Origin of the sequence: Microbacterium sp., from assembly GCF_031179285.1 — a bacterium.
In the GTDB taxonomy this organism is placed as follows: Bacteria; Actinomycetota; Actinomycetes; order Actinomycetales; family Microbacteriaceae; genus Microbacterium.
Genome location: NZ_JAPSHY010000013.1, coordinates 1 through 14,576, shown reverse-complemented (window position 1 = coordinate 14,576; position 14,576 = coordinate 1). Strand labels below are relative to the sequence as shown.

Annotated in this window: 16 protein-coding genes; 11 read left to right on the top strand and 5 right to left on the bottom strand. The window is 67.9% G+C overall.

Annotation, left to right across the window (positions count from 1 at the left end; all coding sequences use genetic code 11):
* Nucleotides 1–61 precede the first annotated feature (61 nt).
* Nucleotides 62–1,792, top strand: a complete 1,731-nt coding sequence (locus RIN18_RS09875) for an FAD-dependent oxidoreductase (protein ID WP_309103800.1) — start codon at nt 62–64, stop codon at nt 1,790–1,792.
* A gap of 40 nt (nt 1,793–1,832) precedes the next feature.
* Here the strand turns inward: RIN18_RS09875 and RIN18_RS09870 are convergent, their stop codons facing one another.
* A complete protein-coding gene (locus RIN18_RS09870) occupies nt 1,833–2,198 on the bottom strand; it encodes a hypothetical protein (RefSeq protein ID WP_309103799.1) in 366 nt (121 codons plus the stop codon).
* Between the two features lie 158 nt (nt 2,199–2,356).
* Here RIN18_RS09870 and RIN18_RS09865 point away from each other — a divergent pair, with 158 nt between their 5' ends.
* Genes RIN18_RS09865 through RIN18_RS09850 form a run of 4 tightly spaced genes read left to right on the top strand, consistent with a single transcriptional unit; the run spans nt 2,357 to nt 5,329 of the window.
* On the top strand, nt 2,357–2,689 hold the full coding sequence (locus RIN18_RS09865; protein ID WP_309103798.1) for a metalloregulator ArsR/SmtB family transcription factor: 333 nt from the start codon (nt 2,357–2,359) through the stop codon (nt 2,687–2,689).
* Nucleotides 2,686–3,177 carry an SRPBCC domain-containing protein gene (locus tag RIN18_RS09860; protein WP_309103797.1) on the top strand — a complete coding sequence of 164 codons (492 nt, stop codon included), beginning with the start codon at nt 2,686–2,688 and terminating at the stop codon, nt 3,175–3,177. The genes RIN18_RS09865 and RIN18_RS09860 overlap by 4 nt, the downstream gene beginning before the upstream one ends.
* Nucleotides 3,174–3,794, top strand: a complete 621-nt coding sequence (locus RIN18_RS09855) for a dihydrofolate reductase family protein (protein ID WP_309103796.1) — start codon at nt 3,174–3,176, stop codon at nt 3,792–3,794. The genes RIN18_RS09860 and RIN18_RS09855 overlap by 4 nt, the downstream gene beginning before the upstream one ends.
* Nucleotides 3,795–3,832: 38 nt before the next feature.
* Nucleotides 3,833–5,329: an L-serine ammonia-lyase, iron-sulfur-dependent, subunit alpha gene (locus tag RIN18_RS09850; protein WP_309103795.1), complete on the top strand. Its 1,497-nt coding sequence runs from the start codon at nt 3,833–3,835 to the stop codon at nt 5,327–5,329.
* A 16-nt stretch (nt 5,330–5,345) separates the two neighbouring features.
* Here the strand turns inward: RIN18_RS09850 and RIN18_RS09845 are convergent, their stop codons facing one another.
* Nucleotides 5,346–5,837, bottom strand: coding sequence for an Rrf2 family transcriptional regulator (locus RIN18_RS09845; RefSeq protein WP_309103794.1), 492 nt, complete (start codon nt 5,835–5,837; stop codon nt 5,346–5,348).
* A gap of 61 nt (nt 5,838–5,898) precedes the next feature.
* Here RIN18_RS09845 and RIN18_RS09840 point away from each other — a divergent pair, with 61 nt between their 5' ends.
* Both RIN18_RS09840 and RIN18_RS09835 read left to right on the top strand, forming a co-directional pair.
* Nucleotides 5,899–6,648 carry an NAD(P)H-binding protein gene (locus tag RIN18_RS09840; RefSeq protein WP_309103793.1) on the top strand — a complete coding sequence of 250 codons (750 nt, stop codon included), beginning with the start codon at nt 5,899–5,901 and terminating at the stop codon, nt 6,646–6,648.
* Between the two features lie 81 nt (nt 6,649–6,729).
* On the top strand, nt 6,730–7,485 hold the full coding sequence (locus RIN18_RS09835) for an AAA family ATPase (RefSeq protein WP_309103792.1): 756 nt from the start codon (nt 6,730–6,732) through the stop codon (nt 7,483–7,485).
* An 11-nt stretch (nt 7,486–7,496) separates the two neighbouring features.
* Here RIN18_RS09835 and RIN18_RS09830 read toward each other — a convergent pair whose 3' ends face one another.
* Nucleotides 7,497–8,489, bottom strand: coding sequence for a LacI family DNA-binding transcriptional regulator (locus tag RIN18_RS09830; RefSeq protein ID WP_309103872.1), 993 nt, complete (start codon nt 8,487–8,489; stop codon nt 7,497–7,499).
* A 186-nt stretch (nt 8,490–8,675) separates the two neighbouring features.
* On the opposite strand from RIN18_RS09830, the gene RIN18_RS09825 reads away from it, so the two are divergent.
* The 4 genes from RIN18_RS09825 (at nt 8,676) to RIN18_RS09810 (ending at nt 13,121) form a co-directional block, all read left to right on the top strand.
* Nucleotides 8,676–9,959: an ABC transporter substrate-binding protein gene (locus tag RIN18_RS09825; protein WP_309103791.1), complete on the top strand. Its 1,284-nt coding sequence runs from the start codon at nt 8,676–8,678 to the stop codon at nt 9,957–9,959.
* 67 nt (nt 9,960–10,026) lie between these two features.
* Entirely contained in the window at nt 10,027–10,977 is a 951-nt protein-coding gene (locus RIN18_RS09820; RefSeq protein ID WP_309103790.1) for a sugar ABC transporter permease, read from the top strand.
* Nucleotides 10,974–11,843 carry a carbohydrate ABC transporter permease gene (locus tag RIN18_RS09815; RefSeq protein ID WP_309103789.1) on the top strand — a complete coding sequence of 290 codons (870 nt, stop codon included), beginning with the start codon at nt 10,974–10,976 and terminating at the stop codon, nt 11,841–11,843. Before RIN18_RS09820 ends, RIN18_RS09815 begins: the two co-directional genes overlap by 4 nt.
* A 9-nt stretch (nt 11,844–11,852) precedes the next feature.
* Nucleotides 11,853–13,121, top strand: a complete 1,269-nt coding sequence (locus tag RIN18_RS09810; RefSeq protein WP_309103788.1) for a family 1 glycosylhydrolase — start codon at nt 11,853–11,855, stop codon at nt 13,119–13,121.
* Between the two features lie 15 nt (nt 13,122–13,136).
* On the opposite strand, the gene RIN18_RS09805 is transcribed toward RIN18_RS09810, so the two are convergent.
* Both RIN18_RS09805 and RIN18_RS09800 read right to left on the bottom strand, forming a co-directional pair.
* On the bottom strand, nt 13,137–13,670 hold the full coding sequence (locus RIN18_RS09805) for a hypothetical protein (RefSeq protein WP_309103787.1): 534 nt from the start codon (nt 13,668–13,670) through the stop codon (nt 13,137–13,139).
* An 80-nt stretch (nt 13,671–13,750) separates the two neighbouring features.
* The coding region (locus tag RIN18_RS09800) for a flotillin domain-containing protein (RefSeq protein WP_309103786.1) at nt 13,751–14,576 on the bottom strand (826 nt) is incomplete at its 5' end.

Sequence of the window (14,576 nt, the reverse complement as noted above, 5' to 3'; positions counted from 1 at the left end):
TATTCACATGACTCGAACTATGCATTGGAGTAATCGCGGCAGGGTTCTTAGCGTTAATGTCGTGAGTACACGTGAACGGCAGATCTCCACCACCGTCTTGGTCATCGGCACAGGAGGGTCGGGCTTGCGCGCGGCGATCGAGGTCGCCGAGCGAGGCGTCGACGTCCTCGCTGTCGGCAAGCGCCCACGTCAGGACGCGCACACCTCGCTCGCAGCCGGCGGCATCAATGCGGCCCTCGGCACCATGGACGCCGAAGACAGCTGGCAGCAGCACGCAGCCGACACGATCAAGGAGAGCTATCTGCTCGCCAACCCGCACACGGTCGAGATCGTGGCCCGCGGCGCCGAGCGCGGCATCCGCGATCTCGAGCGCTACGGCATGGACTTCGCGCGCGAAGACGACGGCCGCATCTCGCAGCGTTTCTTCGGCGCCCACACCTACCGGCGCACCGCGTTCGCCGGCGACTACACGGGCCTCGAGATCCAGCGGTCGCTCGTGCGGCGGGCCGAGCAGCTCGAGGTGCCGATCCTCGACCACGTATACATCACGCGCCTCCTCGTCCGCGACAACGTCGTGTTCGGCGCCTACGGCTTCGACCAGAGCGACGGAACGCGATACCTCATCCACGCCGATGCGGTGATCCTCGCCGCGGGCGGGCACAACCGCATCTGGCGACGCACCTCGTCCCGTCGCGACGAGAACACGGGTGACTCCTTCCGTCTCGCCGTCGATGCGGGCGCGCGGCTCCGCGACCCCGAGCTCGTGCAGTTCCACCCGTCGGGGATCATCGAACCCGAGAACGCGGCGGGAACGCTCATCTCCGAGGCCGCGCGCGGTGAAGGTGGCATCCTCCGCAACGCCCTCGGCGAGCGGTTCATGTCGAAGTACGACCCCGAGCGCATGGAGCTGTCGACCCGCGACCGGGTCGCACTCGCCGCCTACACCGAGATCCAGGAGGGCCGCGGCACTGAGAGCGGCGGCGTCTGGCTCGACGTCTCGCACCTGCCGCGCGAGACGATCATGAATCGCCTGCCGCGCGTCTACCAGACGATGATGGAGCTGCAGATGCTCGACATCACCACCGACCCGATCGAGATCGCCCCCACCGCGCACTACTCGATGGGAGGCGTCTGGGTCAGGCCGGAAGACCATCAGACCGATGTCGAGGGGCTCTATGCGATCGGCGAGGCCTCGAGCGGTCTGCACGGAGCGAATCGCCTCGGCGGCAACTCGCTCATCGAGCTGCTGGTCTACGGCCGCATCGTCGGGCAGTCCGCGGTCGAGCATGCCGCAGGGCTCGATTCCCAGCGACGCTCGGCGGCTGCGGTGTCGGAAGCCAGGGCCGAGATCGACGATCTGCTGGCGGCCGACGGTCGTGAGAACGTCAGGGCGCTGCAGCGGGCGATCCGTAACGCGATGACCGAGCACGCCGGCGTGGTCAGGTCGGAGGAGGGGCTACGCGCCGGGCTCCGTGAACTCGACCGCATCGAGGAGCGGATGGCTGACATCGGCATCCACCCCGACATCGCCGGGTTCCAGGACCTGGCGCACGCCTTCGATCTCAAAGCCTCGGCCCTCGCGGCGCGGGCGACTCTGGAGGCGGCGCTCGAGCGTCGAGAGACCCGCGGATGCCACAACCGCAGCGACTATCCCGAACTCGATCCGTCGCTTCGTGTGAATCTCGTGTGGTCGCCGTCGACAGGGGTCACGCGGGAAGAGATCCCGGCCGTTCCGGACGAGATCGCAGAACTCATGCGCGACGTGGACACCGAGGGCAAGCTCGTCGAGTAGCTCGGATCGGCGGGTTCGAACCCGCCGATCCTCCGGCAGTTCAGTCGTCGGAGACCGCTTCGGGGTCGACCTGCGGACCACCGATCACGCCGATGCCGACCGCCTCATGGTCGGGCTTCGGCTCGTCCGTCGATGGTGCCTTCGGTTGCTCGCCCGGATCCTTGGCGATGCTCGGCTCCTCCAGCTCCTCGTCGCTCGGGACTTCCTCGGGATCGGCGTCCTCCGGCGACTCGGCTTGCTCCGGAGTCTCGGCCTCACCCGTGCTCTCGCCCTGCGCCGACGTTTCGGAGTCACCGGTCGCGTGCACCTGCTCGGGTGTCTGAGCGCTCACTTCTCCCGCGTCGGCTGCGGATGCGGACGTCGGGGTCGGGGTCTGGGCCTCGGGTGTGGATGAACTGTCGGTCATGGTCACTCCTTGTCGTCGCGGCCGTCGGTGCGGCGGCGTCGGTCTCAGACTCCCTGGGCATCGCGTCCGCCGATAGGGGGTTGACGGCGTCAAAGCCCGGTGAGCAGAGACATAGTTAGCCCTTGCGCAAAGTATTTCCGGATGCAATACTTTTCCACATGGCTAACCATAGTGTGCTCGACGAGGTGTTCATCGCGCTCTCGGATCCGACTCGGCGAGCGGTCATCCGCCGCCTCGGTGAGGGGCCCGCGAGCGTGGGCGAGCTTTCCGAGCCCTTCTCCATCACGCTCCCGTCGTTCATGAAGCATGTCAGGACGCTGGAGTCGAGCGGGCTGATCCGCACGCACAAGACCGGGCGGGTGCGCACCTGCGTCCTGAATCGTGAGCGTCTCGACCTCGTTGACGACTGGCTCGCCGATCAGCGCCGCCTCTGGGAAAGCCGCACCGACCGTCTCGAGCAGTTCGTCACCGACCATAAGGAGAATGCATGACCGCCATCGATCCTCGACTCGACCTCACGCTGGAGCGGTTGATCCGCGCCCCGCGGCAGACCGTCTGGCGCGCATGGACCGATCCTGCCCGGTTGCGGCAGTGGTGGGTGCCGGCGCCAACCGTCGCACGCGTCGACCGACTCGACGTCCGACCCGGAGGGGGATTCGTCACCAGCATGAGCGACGACGGCGGCCCGTTCGTCCCGCACACCGACGCGATCTTCCTGGTCGTGGAACCCGAGGCCCGTCTCGTCTTCAGCAATGCCATCGACAGCGACTGGCGCCCGGCATCCCCCGCGCCCGTATCGATGACGGCAGAGATCAGTCTCGAGGAGCATCCCGACGGCACCCGGTATCGCGTCGTCGTGCGTCACGGCGACCCCGCAGACCGCGACCGTCACGAGACTCTCGGATTCTTCGACGGCTGGGGCACCGTCACAGACGCGCTCGCGGCGCTCGCCGAGCGCGAGAGCGGGGCGGCATCGTGAAGATCGCCATCACCCAGTTCCTCACCCTGGATGGCGTCTCGCAGGGCCCGGGTTCCGCGGAAGAGGATCGGACCGGCGGTTTCGCGCGCGGCGGCTGGCTGACGCCCCACATCGATGAGGACTTCCTGCAGCAGGCGTCAGATTGGCTCGATCTCGCAGACGGGCTGCTGCTCGGCGGCCGCACCTACGAAGCCTTCGCCCGCGACTGGCCGCAGATCACGGAGCCCGATCCCTTCACCGTTCGGATGAACTCGCTGCCGAAGTACATCGTCTCGAACTCCCTCGGTGAGGCGACGTGGGGTCCGGCGACCGTGCTGCGCGGCGACATCGTCGAGAAGGTCGCGGAACTCAAGGCGACTGCGGGTCGCGAGCTGCAGATCTACGGCAGTGCCCGGCTCGCGGCGTCGCTGCTCGACGCCGAGTTGGTGGATACGCTCCGCCTCGCCGTCGCGCCGGTGCTCATCGGCAGCGGGCGGCGCCTGTTCACCCACGGGCGCGACCTCGGTCTTCGGCTCATCGACCAGCGCCGCACGCCGTCCGGCATGAGCCTGATCGAATACGAGGTCACCGGAGCCGCGCCGCTCGCGGATTACGAGGGCGCCGACCTGAGCGGCTAGCCGCGACACCAGACGCCACGGGAGCGTAGCCTGAAGGTGTGACTGCGTACGTCTCGGCCTTCGACCTGTTCTCCATCGGAGTGGGGCCGTCGAGCTCGCACACCGTCGGCCCGATGCGCGCCGCCCTGGACTTCTCGCGGCGGCTCAGCGCCGCTGGAACGGTGAACCGCGTCACGCGCCTGGGCTGCACGCTCTACGGCTCGCTCGGCGCGACGGGCATCGGACACGGCACGCCGGATGCGGTCGTCGCGGGTCTGCGCGGGCTCGTGCCGGAGTCCTGCGATCCGGCCGACGTCCGCTCCGCCTGGACCGATCTGCCGGAAGGAGCCGTGCTGCGTCTGGACGACCACCACGACGTGCCTTTCGGTAAAGAGGACATCGTGTTCGCGCCCCGAACGCGCCTGCCCGGCCACCCGAACGCGATGACCCTGACGGCGTGGGATGCCGCAGGGGCTGTGATCTCGGAGGAGACCTACTACTCCGTCGGGGGCGGCTTCATCCGCCGAGACGGCGAGGAGGCGTCGCTGTCGACCAACCGGTTCCCGCACTCCTACGCCGACGCGGCGTCGCTGCTCGCGCTCTGCGACGAGCACGGCCTGTCTATCGCGGAGATCGCGCGCCGGAATGAGACCGCGCTGCGCTCGGAAGAAGAGGTGGCCGCCGGGCTCGATGCCATCTGGGACGCGATGGCCGGGTGTGTGGACGCCGGCCTCCATGCCGAGGGCGTTCTTCCCGGCATCCTCAAGGTGAAACGGCGTGCCGGCACCATCCGCGCGCAACTCGAAGATGTCGAGGCCGACGGTCGCCGCGAGCTGCCGGGGGAGTGGCTGGGTGCGTTCGCGCTCGCGGTGAACGAGGAGAACGCCGCAGGCGGACGGGTCGTGACTGCGCCGACGAACGGCGCCGCCGGCATCCTTCCCGCCGTCGCCATGTACTGGTGGCGTTTTCTCGCCGACTCGGGGCTGGGCGCGGGCAACGCCGTGACGCCCTACGGGGAGCTCGTCGGCAGTGCACTGCTGGGATTCGGTCCCGACGCCGGCCCGCTCGACGGCGAGCACGATCTCGACAGCGAGCTGATGGCGGAGGCGAACCGCCGTCGCGGCATCCGCCGGTTCCTGCTGACCGCGACCGCGCTGGGGTCTCTCTTCAAGGCCAATGCCTCGATCTCGGGCGCCGAGGGCGGGTGTCAGGCCGAGGTCGGGTCGGCGTGTGCGATGGCGGCGGGCGGACTCACGGCGGTGATGGGCGGCACGAACCGCCAGATCGAGAACGCGGCCGAGATCGCCATGGAGCATCACCTCGGCCTCACCTGTGATCCGATCGGCGGCCTCGTGCAGATCCCGTGCATCGAACGCAATGCGATCGCGGCATCCACAGCGGTGACGGCGGCCCGGCTCGCCCTGCGCGGCGACGGCAGTCACTACGTCTCGCTGGATGCCGTCGTCGAGACCATGCGTCAGACCGGACTCGACATGTCGACCAAGTACAAGGAGACCAGCGAGGGCGGGCTCGCCGTCAACGTGATCGAGTGCTGAGCGGCGGATCGTGGTCTCAGCGCCGTTCACCGGACGAGGGCTCCTCGATGAGCAGCCGCCGGTTCTTGGCGATCGCCTCGGGTGAGAGCCCCGCGACGATCTCACCGAGGGTGACGCTCTGCAGAGACGCGCGCCACGCCTCGTGAGCCTGTCGCATCGCCGCCGCGAGAGCGCACATCCTCGTGCAGTCCTCGGGTCGAGCAGCCCCCCGTCCCTGCTGCCGGATCTCGCGGCAGACATAGGGATCGGCATCCCCGTCGATCGCTCGCACCAGGTCGAGCAGCGTGATCTTCTCGGGCACGCGGGCAAGGCGGAATCCCCCACGGGGGCCGGTGCTGCCGGTCAGGATGCCCGCGCGCACCAGCTTCGCGAGCTGCTTCGCGAGGTACGGTGCCGGCACGTCGAAGTGCTCGGCGAGCTGCGCGCCGAAGACCCGCGAATCGGTCGGCAACTGCGCGATGACGGCGGTGGCATGAAGGGCCCACTCGGCGGTCTCTGGCAGTTTCACTTGCCCAGGATAAGCCGCCACTCTTATTATGGACATCTAATATCCATAATAAGGAGACGATATGAGGATTGCGGTGGCCGGCGGGACGGGGCGCATCGGCGCTCTCGTGGTGGAACGGCTGTTGGCGCGAGGCGATGAGGTGGTGCTGTTGACTCGGAGCGAGGGCGTCGACCTCGTCACCGGCGAGGGGCTCGACGAGAGGATGCCGGGCGTCGAGGCCCTGATCGACGTCACCAATCCGCCGATCAGCGACATCGCATCCGCAGAGCGCACGTTCACGGCGATCACAGAGAATCTGATCGCCGCGGAGATGAAAGCAGGCGTCCGCCATCACGTCGCGCTGTCGATCGCGGCGCTGCGGCACGTCAAGGGCAATCCGCACTACTACGGCAAGCGTGCTCAGGAGAAGGCTGTTCGGGCAGGAGCCATGCCGTACACGATCGTGCCGGCGACGCAGTTCCACGACTTCCCGGCGATGATCGCCGGATGGCAGGTCATCGACGGCGTGGCTCACGTGCCGCCGTTGCTGGTGCAGCCCATCGCGCCGGCCGATGTGGCTGATGTGCTCGTCGACGTCGTGGCGGGCGAGCCGCAGGGGATGCACCGGGATGTCGCGGGCCCGCGGACAGAGGATGCCGTCGACATGGCCCGCCGCACGCGCGCCGCGCGCGGAGAGCACGGCCCGCTCCTCGCGACCTGGCGAGGGGCGGCGCTCGGGCTCGAGTTCGCGGGAGAGGTGCTGCTGCCCGCGGCGGACGCGCTCATCGCGCCGACCACGTTCGAGGAGTGGCTCGCTGCGGAAGCGGTGTGATCTTCTCGCCGTGAGGAGCAGCACGCGCGTGTCAGCGCCGGCGGGTAGCCTCCTCGGGAGACCGATGAAAGGGGCGGCGCAGTGGATTCGTTCTGGGAGCCGAGCAGTCGCCGCCGGCGCCAACAGCCGGTCGTGGCCGTGCGTCCGGCCGATGACGCGCCGCCGCCGGGACCGCGCTGGCCGACGAACATCCCGGCCGTCGCCCAGGTGCTGCGTGAGGGCATCGACCTCGACCCCGGCGTGACGTTCCTCGTCGGCGAGAACGGCAGCGGCAAGTCGACGATCGTCGAGGGCGTCGCGATCGCCTACGGACTCTCGCCCGAGGGCGGATCCCGCCAGGCGCAGCACAGCACGCGTCCGACGGAGTGGCCGCTGTCAGAGTGGCTGCGTCTTCAGCGAGGGGTCGGCGCGAGCCGCTGGGGATTCTTCCTGCGCGCCGAGACGATGCACTCGTTCTACACCTATCTCGAAGAGAACCCGCCCATGAGCGGGCCGGACGTGCCCTTTCACGAGATGAGCCATGGCGAGTCGTTCCTGGCACTGCTCGAGAGCCGGTTCGACGAGCCGGGGTTCTACTGTCTCGACGAACCCGAGGCCGCGCTGTCGTTCCAATCGACGCTGGCGCTGATCGCGGTGCTGCAGCGCATCGCCGCCGACGGCGGCCAGGTGCTGTGTGCGACGCATTCGCCGGTCTTGGCAGCCCTTCCCGGGGCGAGAATCCTCGAGGTCGGAGAGTGGGGTCTGCGACCTGCCGGGTGGCAAGATCTCGAACTCGTGAACCACTGGCGCTCGTACCTCGAGTCGCCTGGTCGGTACCTTCGACACCTGCTCGACTAGCGAGAAAGGATTCAGGCGGCGGTCGACTCGCGCCGCACGAGCCGGAAGTCGATGGGGACCCGTTCGGGAGGCGTCGGATCGTCGGAGTTCAGCTGCCGGACGAGCGCCTGCACCGCGGTCTCGGCGATCTGCATGGTGCCGAGATCGACGGTGCTCAGGCTCGGAATCGAGAACTCGGATTCCGCGATGTTGTCGATGCCGATGATCGCCACGTCCGCCGGCACGTGCCGCCCTGCCTCCTCCAGCGTACGCATGGCGCCGAAGGCCAGGCTGTCGTTGAAGGCGATGGCGGCGTCGAACGGCACATCGCGCGACAGCAGTTCACGCATGGCCAGAGCGCCGTTCACCTGACTCCACTGGTCGGCCTCCACCACGAGTGCGGAATCGATTCCGATGCCGGCGGCAGCCAGGGCGCGACCGTAGCCAGCGAATCGCAGGCTCGCCGCGTGGCGGGGGTCGGCCGATCGAGCGCCGATGGCGGCGATGCGGCGACGGCCGATGTCGAGCAGATGCCTCGTGGCGAGCTGAGCTGCTGCCGTTTGGTCCGTGCTGACGTGGACCACCCCGGGGCCCACGGCGTGATCGCCGAGGATCACCGTGGGCACCGGAAGCTCGACGGACCCGAGATCGTCGGACCAGTGGTCCATGGGATTGAAGACGAGGCCGTCGAGGTGATGAACCCGTGAGCTGGCGAGAAACGACCGTTCGCGCTCCAGGCTCCCGGTCCGCTCGATCTGCACGACGAGTCCGAACTCTTCTGCCGCCACGATCACGCGCTCTGCCAGCTCGGCGAAGTACGCCACGCTCAGCGACGGGATCGCGAGACCGATGACTCCGCTGCGCCCTGACCTCAGAGCGCGCCCCGCGAGGTTCACCCGGTAGTCGAGAGATCGGATCGCCGACTCCACCCGCTCCCGGGTGGCGCTGCTGACGTACCCATTGCCGTTGACGACATTCGAGACGGTCTTCGTCGACACTCCGGCGAGGCGTGCCACGTCGAGCATGGTGGTCACATTCGACTCCCTTCGATGTCCCACGGTACTCGCTGAGGATTCGTCCTTGACGCCGCACCGATTACACACTAGACCTAGACAGGTAATCGATTACCTACATCGTTTACCTAATTCATGGGGCCGCAAGTCTCGAGCCGGCGCAACGACGTCAGGCGATCACAATCAAGGAGGATTCTGATGATCACGAAGCAACGCGCAGTGCGGTGGATCGCAGCGGGGATCGTCGCCGCCGCAGCCATGGGCGTGACCGGATGCAGCGGGCCGGGCGGCTCCGATGCCGATGGCGGAGGCAAGACGACGGTGACGGTGTGGCATGGATTCACCGAGGCGGACGGCAAGGTGGTCGCAGCCATCGCCGACGAGTTCAACGCCTCGCAGGAAGACTACGTGGTGAAGCTCGAGGTGAACCCGTGGAACGTCATCACCGACAAGCTCCTCCCGGCGGTCTCCTCCGGCAACGGTCCTGACCTCGTCGTGCAGACGCCCGAAGCGGGGCAGGGCTACGTCAACCAGGGCGTGTTCGTCTCCTTGCAGGAGTTCTACGACGACGCGGAGTACGAAGCGGACACGTACTACCCCAACGTCGTCGACGCCGTGACGTTCGACGAGCAGACATACGGGGTTCCCATGGGATACGCCCCGTTCGCCGTCTGGTACAACAAGGCGATGTTCGACGCCGCGGGGATCACGGAGTTCCCCGCCACATGGGAGGCGTGGATCGAGCTGGCCGAGCAGCTGACCGTCGATGAGAACGGCGACGGGAACCCCGAGGTGTACGGACTGTCGCTCGCCGACAAGACGCCGACGTTCCTCCCGACCTGGCTCGAGGGTGCGGGCGGTCATGTCTACGACGACGGTGAAGTCGTACTGGACACCGCCGAGAACGTGGCAGCGCTGCAGTGGTGGCGTGACGCGTACGCGCGCAACTGGGGCCCGAAGGACATCACCCTCGCCGAGTCGGTCGACGTGTTCAAGGCGGGCAAGGCGGCCATGACCCTCATCGGCCCGTGGATGATCGGCATCGCCGACAGCGTGGACATGGAAGTCGGGGTCTTCGAGCTGCCTTCGGGTCCTGAGAAGGTCGCCGCCGACGCAGCCGCCAACTACTGGTGGCTGACGTCGCAGGCAGGGGATGCCGAGGCGCAGGGCGCGATGGAGTTCCTCGCGCACTTCAACTCTCACGACTCGCAGGTCACCTGGGCGCTGGAGGCCAACTACCCGCCGAATCGGACGGACATCAGCGCAGAAGAGCTGGCGGAGAACCCGTTCGTGGCAGACATGCTGCCGTTCACCGAGAACACCTTCGTCCGCCTCGGTGGACTGCCGGGCGGGGCGACCGACGTCAACGCCGAGCTCGACACGCTTTCCGTGCACATCACACAGGGCACCGGCGGCGACGTCGCCACGCTGGTCGCCGACGCCGATCGCTCACTGACGGAGATCCTCGCCGAGTTCGAGTAGAGACCGCCCCTCCGGGCGGCCGGCCGAAGCCGGCCGCCCGGATTCACACTCTCGTCAGGAGAAGACCATGTCCCGAACGACGACCGCCCGGCCGTACCGGCCTCCGCGTCCTCTCGGCGGCCGACGCCGTGCACATCGGAACCAGGAGCGTCAGCGGGTCCTGAAGGCGGGTGCATTCCTCGCGCCCGCCCTGCTCGTGATCGGCGGATTCGTCTTCGTGCCCGCAGCCATCGCGCTCTGGACCTCTTTCACCGATGCCAGCGGATTCGGAGAGGCGGAGTGGGTCGGACTCGGCAACTACGTCGACGCGCTGACGGACGCGACCGAGCTGCGGGCACTGCTGAACACGGTTCTCTACGCGCTCCTCTACGCCCCGCCCGTCATCGCGGTGGGGCTCGGCGCCGCGCTCCTGCTCAATCGCACCGACATCCCGTTCCGGTCGTTCTTCCGCACCGCGATCTTCATGCCGTTCGTCATCTCGATGGCGGTTGCGTCACTGGCGTGGAACTTCCTGCTCGACCCGAATCTGGGGCTTTTGCCGCACTGGCTCGCCGGGGTCGGCATCCGCCTCGGCGATGTCTTCGCCGACCCGTCGCTCGCTCTGCCCGCGGTGGCCGCCGTCGCCGTCTGGAAGAACTTCGGATACTTCATGGTGATCTTCCTCGCAGGCCTGCAGGGCGTCCCCGCGCAGTTGTACGAAGCCGCCCGGATCGATGGAGCCGGCGCATGGCGACGCTTTGTGGCGGTGACTCTTCCCGGTTTGCAGGGGACCATGACGTTCATCGTGATCTTCGCGATGATCGGGGCGTTCCAGGCGTTCGATCAGATCTACATCATGACTCAGGGCGGCCCCGACCATGCCACCGAGACCATCGTCTATCGCATCTATATCGAAGGGTTCCGTGACTTCAAGCTCGGGTTCGCCTCCGCGCTCTCCTACATCCTGTTGGTGATCACGCTCATCCTCGGGCTCATCCAGCTGCGGATCGGAGCCAAGCAGGAGCGTGACCTCGGATGATTCGGAACGCTCATCTCCGGCCACCGCGCCGCACTTCCGTCCGCGGGCTGCTGTCGCGCTCGCTGGTGCTCGCCGGGCTCGTCGCGCTCACACTCGTCACCGCTTTCCCGGTGCTGGTCGTCATCATCGGTGCATTCTCACCGGAGGTCGACGTGATCAGCGCACCACCGACCCTGTTGCCGTCGCGATTCACGCTGGACAACTTCGTCGAGCTCGCGGAGCGGATTCCGCTGCTGCAGGAGGGGTGGAACTCGGTGCTCTTCGCCGGGATGGTGACCGCCAGCTCGCTCATGTTCAACGCGCTCGCCGCTTATGCGCTGGCGCGCATCGACTTCCGCGGCCGGAGCGTGATCTTCACGATTCTCGTAGCGACCATGATGATTCCGTTCCAGGCCCTGCTCGTGCCGATCTACCAGATCGCGTCTGACCTGGGCTGGGTCAACACACTGGCGGGCCTCGTCATCCCCCGCGCCGCCGACGTCGCAGGGATCTTCCTGCTGCGGCAGTTCTTCGTGTCGTTGCCGCGCGACCTCGATTCGGCGGCCCGCATCGACGGAGCGGGGGAGTTCCGCATCTTCTGGTCGATTGTGCTGCCCAACGCCAAACCGGCTCTGCTCACGATGGCGCTGTTCAACTTCGTGGGCAACTGGAACGATCTGCTCTGGCCGCTCATCATGACGAACGATGCCGCCGTCCGCCCGCTCACCGCCGGGCTGGCGCTGCTCACCGGCTCGGCCACCGGCGTCGCACCATACAGCGTGCTCATGGCGGGGTCCCTCGTCGCGATCCTGCCGCTGCTCATCATCTACCTGCTCATCCAGCGGCGCTTCATCGAGAGCGTCGCCATGACCGGCCTGAAAGGTTGACACTCCCGCATGAAATGGTTCCAGGACGGCACGCTCCACTTCGGAGTCGGCATCGAAGACACCTTCATCCCGCAGTCGAGCGAGAGCGAGCGGCGGCTCGACGAATACGAATTGACCGAGCACTACGAGAACTGGCATTCGGACCTGCAGCTCGCTGTCGACGCCGGCGCGCGATTCATGCGATGGGGCATCCCCTGGCATCGGGTGAATCCGGAGCGAGGACAGTGGGAGTGGTCCTGGCTCGACCGCGTCATCGCACGCTTCGACGAACTGGGATGCCGACCGATCATCGACCTGCTCCACTACGGAACGCCGCTCTGGATCGAGCGCGAGTTCGCGAACCCGGACTTCGCCGAGCACTTCGCCGAGTTCGCGACCCGCGTGGCAGCCCGATACGCGGACCGCGTGACCGACTACACGCCGGTGAACGAGCCGATGATCCATGCGCGGTTCTGCGGCGAGATCGCTTACTGGCCCCCCTACCTGACCGGTGATCGGGGCTATGCGACGATCGCCGTAGCCCTTGCGAAGGGATTCGTGAAGGCGCAGTCCGGCATCGCGGAGATCCTCGGCGATCGGGCGACGTTCGTGCACGTCGACGCGACCACCCGCTTCGCCGGGGATGTCGACGGCGGTCACCGCGACCTCGTCGCCTTCCAGCGGGCGCAGACATTCCTGGTCGAGGATCTCGTGACCGGTGGAGTGGGGCCCGCGCACGAACTCGCTCGGCATCTGGGCGAGCAGGGTGTCGACGATGCGACGCTCACCTGGTTCCGGGAGAACGCGGTCCGCCCCGACGTGATGGGAGTCAACTACTACCCGAGGCACTCGACGCAGCTGATGGAGGAGGGGATCCTGCACCAGGGCGGGTTCGTCGATCCGTGGCCGATCCGCGACGACGGCGTGCACGGGCTCGCCGAACTGCTGCAGACCTACGCCGAGCGCTACGGCGCTCCGGTGATGCTCTCTGAGACGTGCGTGACCGACACCGTGGACGTGCGCATCGCATGGCTGGAGGACTCGGTCCGCTGCATACAGGAGTTGCGGGCGGGTGGCACCGATGTCGTCGGATACACGTGGTGGCCGCTGTTCGACATGTACGAGTGGACCTACCGCCATTCGGATGGACCGCGTGCCGACTCCCTGCTCACGATGGGAATGTGGGATCTGGTGGAGACTTCGCGGGGCCTCAAGCGCCGCAAGAACCCGCTCGCGGATCGCTTTCGGGCATTCGCCGAGGCGGAGCTTCGCGCGAGCCGTACGGCTCGCACGGCGTGAGAGGCGGATGCCGTACTACAGGTTGAGCACGATCACAGTGATGACGAGGGTCAGGATGACCACGGCCAAACCACCGCCACACCCGATCGCGGCGATCGCGCCGTAGCCGAGACGTGAGACCTGAGCGCCCGAGAACCGTGCGGCGGTGAGGAACTCCGGACCGCCCCCGATGTGGAACGAGCCGGCGGCGGCCACCTGGTTCAGTCCCTGCCCGACGTCGGCGCCTGCCCCGAGGATCGGCCTGTCGAGGACGTGGGCGGCGACGCCCAACGCGTTGTAGCGGAGGGCACGGCCCACGGCGTGCGGATCGGCGAGGATCGGATAGCTCTGCCCACGAACCGTCAGGGTGATGCGCTGGGCGGCCGACTTCACGGTGACCTCTGCCGCTGGGACGCTGAAGTACTGCGCCCAACCGGTCGATGAGCCGACCCAGAGCGTGATGAAGCCATTGCTCACCTCCGCTCGCGCGGGGTACCAGGCTCCGCTCGCCGCATCACCGAGAGCCCCCGAGAACACGGCGTACGGCAGGTGACTCGGTGGCATCGTCATGGCTTGAGTCTACGAACCCTCGGAGAAGGTCGCGTACAACGAGGGGCCGTCCCGCACGATTGCGGAACGGCCCCCTGAGGTCACTCTGCGACGGGCGCCGCAGGCGCCGCGGGTGGCGGGGGAGTGGTCGGCTTCGGCTGGCGCTTGACCGCCGCGGGAGCAGCCGCGGCCACGCCCTCGCCGATGCCCCGGCCGACGGCCTGGCCCTGGATGATGGCCGCGAGGTCGATTCCGGTGGCCGAGCTCACGCTGTCGAACACCGACCGCAGGGCCTTCGCGCTGTCGGCACCGATGACGCCCGATGCGCCGTCTTCGCCGGAGCTGCCGACGATCGAGACGCTGCCGATGGTGGCGTAGCCCTTCGCGAACTCGCCCATGATGGTCGGGAGCACATCGAGCACGCGCTGCGAGAGGAACGCCTCCTGGTTGGAGGCGATCGCCTTCGCCTCGGCCTCGAGGGCGGCCGCCTTCGCGTCACCCTCGGCGCGGATGGCGTCTGCCTCGGCGTTCGCGCGCAGGCGTCTGGCCTCGGACTCGGCTTCGGCGAGTGCGCGCAGCGCGTTCGCCTCACCGGTCGCCCTGGCCTCGGCGGCCGCAGCCTCACCGGCGGCTTGAGCGCGGTCGGCCTGGGCCTGCTGCTCGGCGATGCGCGTGCGCGCCTCGGCCTGCTTGACCTGCTCGATCGCAGCGGCCTCGGCCGCACGCTCGCGGGTGTACAACTCGGCCTGCGCGCGGGTCTCGGCCTCGTACCGCTGGGCGTCGGCGACGCGCTTGACGTCGGCGTCGAGCTGGGCCTGCCGGTTCTCGGCCTGCTGCTGCAGGACCGCCTGCTGAGCCTGCTCGCGCGCCAGGTTCTCCGCCTGCTCAGCTTCGGCGCGCGCGCGGCCGATGCCGGCGTTCGAGTTG

Bases quoted from the DNA above. Each gene is read 5' to 3' on its own strand.
- RIN18_RS09870 (WP_309103799.1), bottom strand. From the start codon at position 2,198: ATGACCGACAGTTCATCCACACCCGAGGCCCAGACCCCGACCCCGACG.
- RIN18_RS09865 (WP_309103798.1), top strand. From the start codon at position 2,357: ATGGCTAACCATAGTGTGCTCGACGAGGTGTTCATCGCGCTCTCGGAT.
- RIN18_RS09860 (WP_309103797.1), top strand. From the start codon at position 2,686: ATGACCGCCATCGATCCTCGACTCGACCTCACGCTGGAGCGGTTGATC.
- RIN18_RS09840 (WP_309103793.1), top strand. From the start codon at position 5,899: ATGAGGATTGCGGTGGCCGGCGGGACGGGGCGCATCGGCGCTCTCGTG.
- RIN18_RS09830 (WP_309103872.1), bottom strand. From the start codon at position 8,489: ATGCTCGACGTGGCACGCCTCGCCGGAGTGTCGACGAAGACCGTCTCG.
- RIN18_RS09825 (WP_309103791.1), top strand. From the start codon at position 8,676: ATGATCACGAAGCAACGCGCAGTGCGGTGGATCGCAGCGGGGATCGTC.
- RIN18_RS09820 (WP_309103790.1), top strand. From the start codon at position 10,027: ATGTCCCGAACGACGACCGCCCGGCCGTACCGGCCTCCGCGTCCTCTC.
- RIN18_RS09815 (WP_309103789.1), top strand. From the start codon at position 10,974: ATGATTCGGAACGCTCATCTCCGGCCACCGCGCCGCACTTCCGTCCGC.
- RIN18_RS09810 (WP_309103788.1), top strand. From the start codon at position 11,853: ATGAAATGGTTCCAGGACGGCACGCTCCACTTCGGAGTCGGCATCGAA.
- RIN18_RS09805 (WP_309103787.1), bottom strand. From the start codon at position 13,670: ATGACGATGCCACCGAGTCACCTGCCGTACGCCGTGTTCTCGGGGGCT.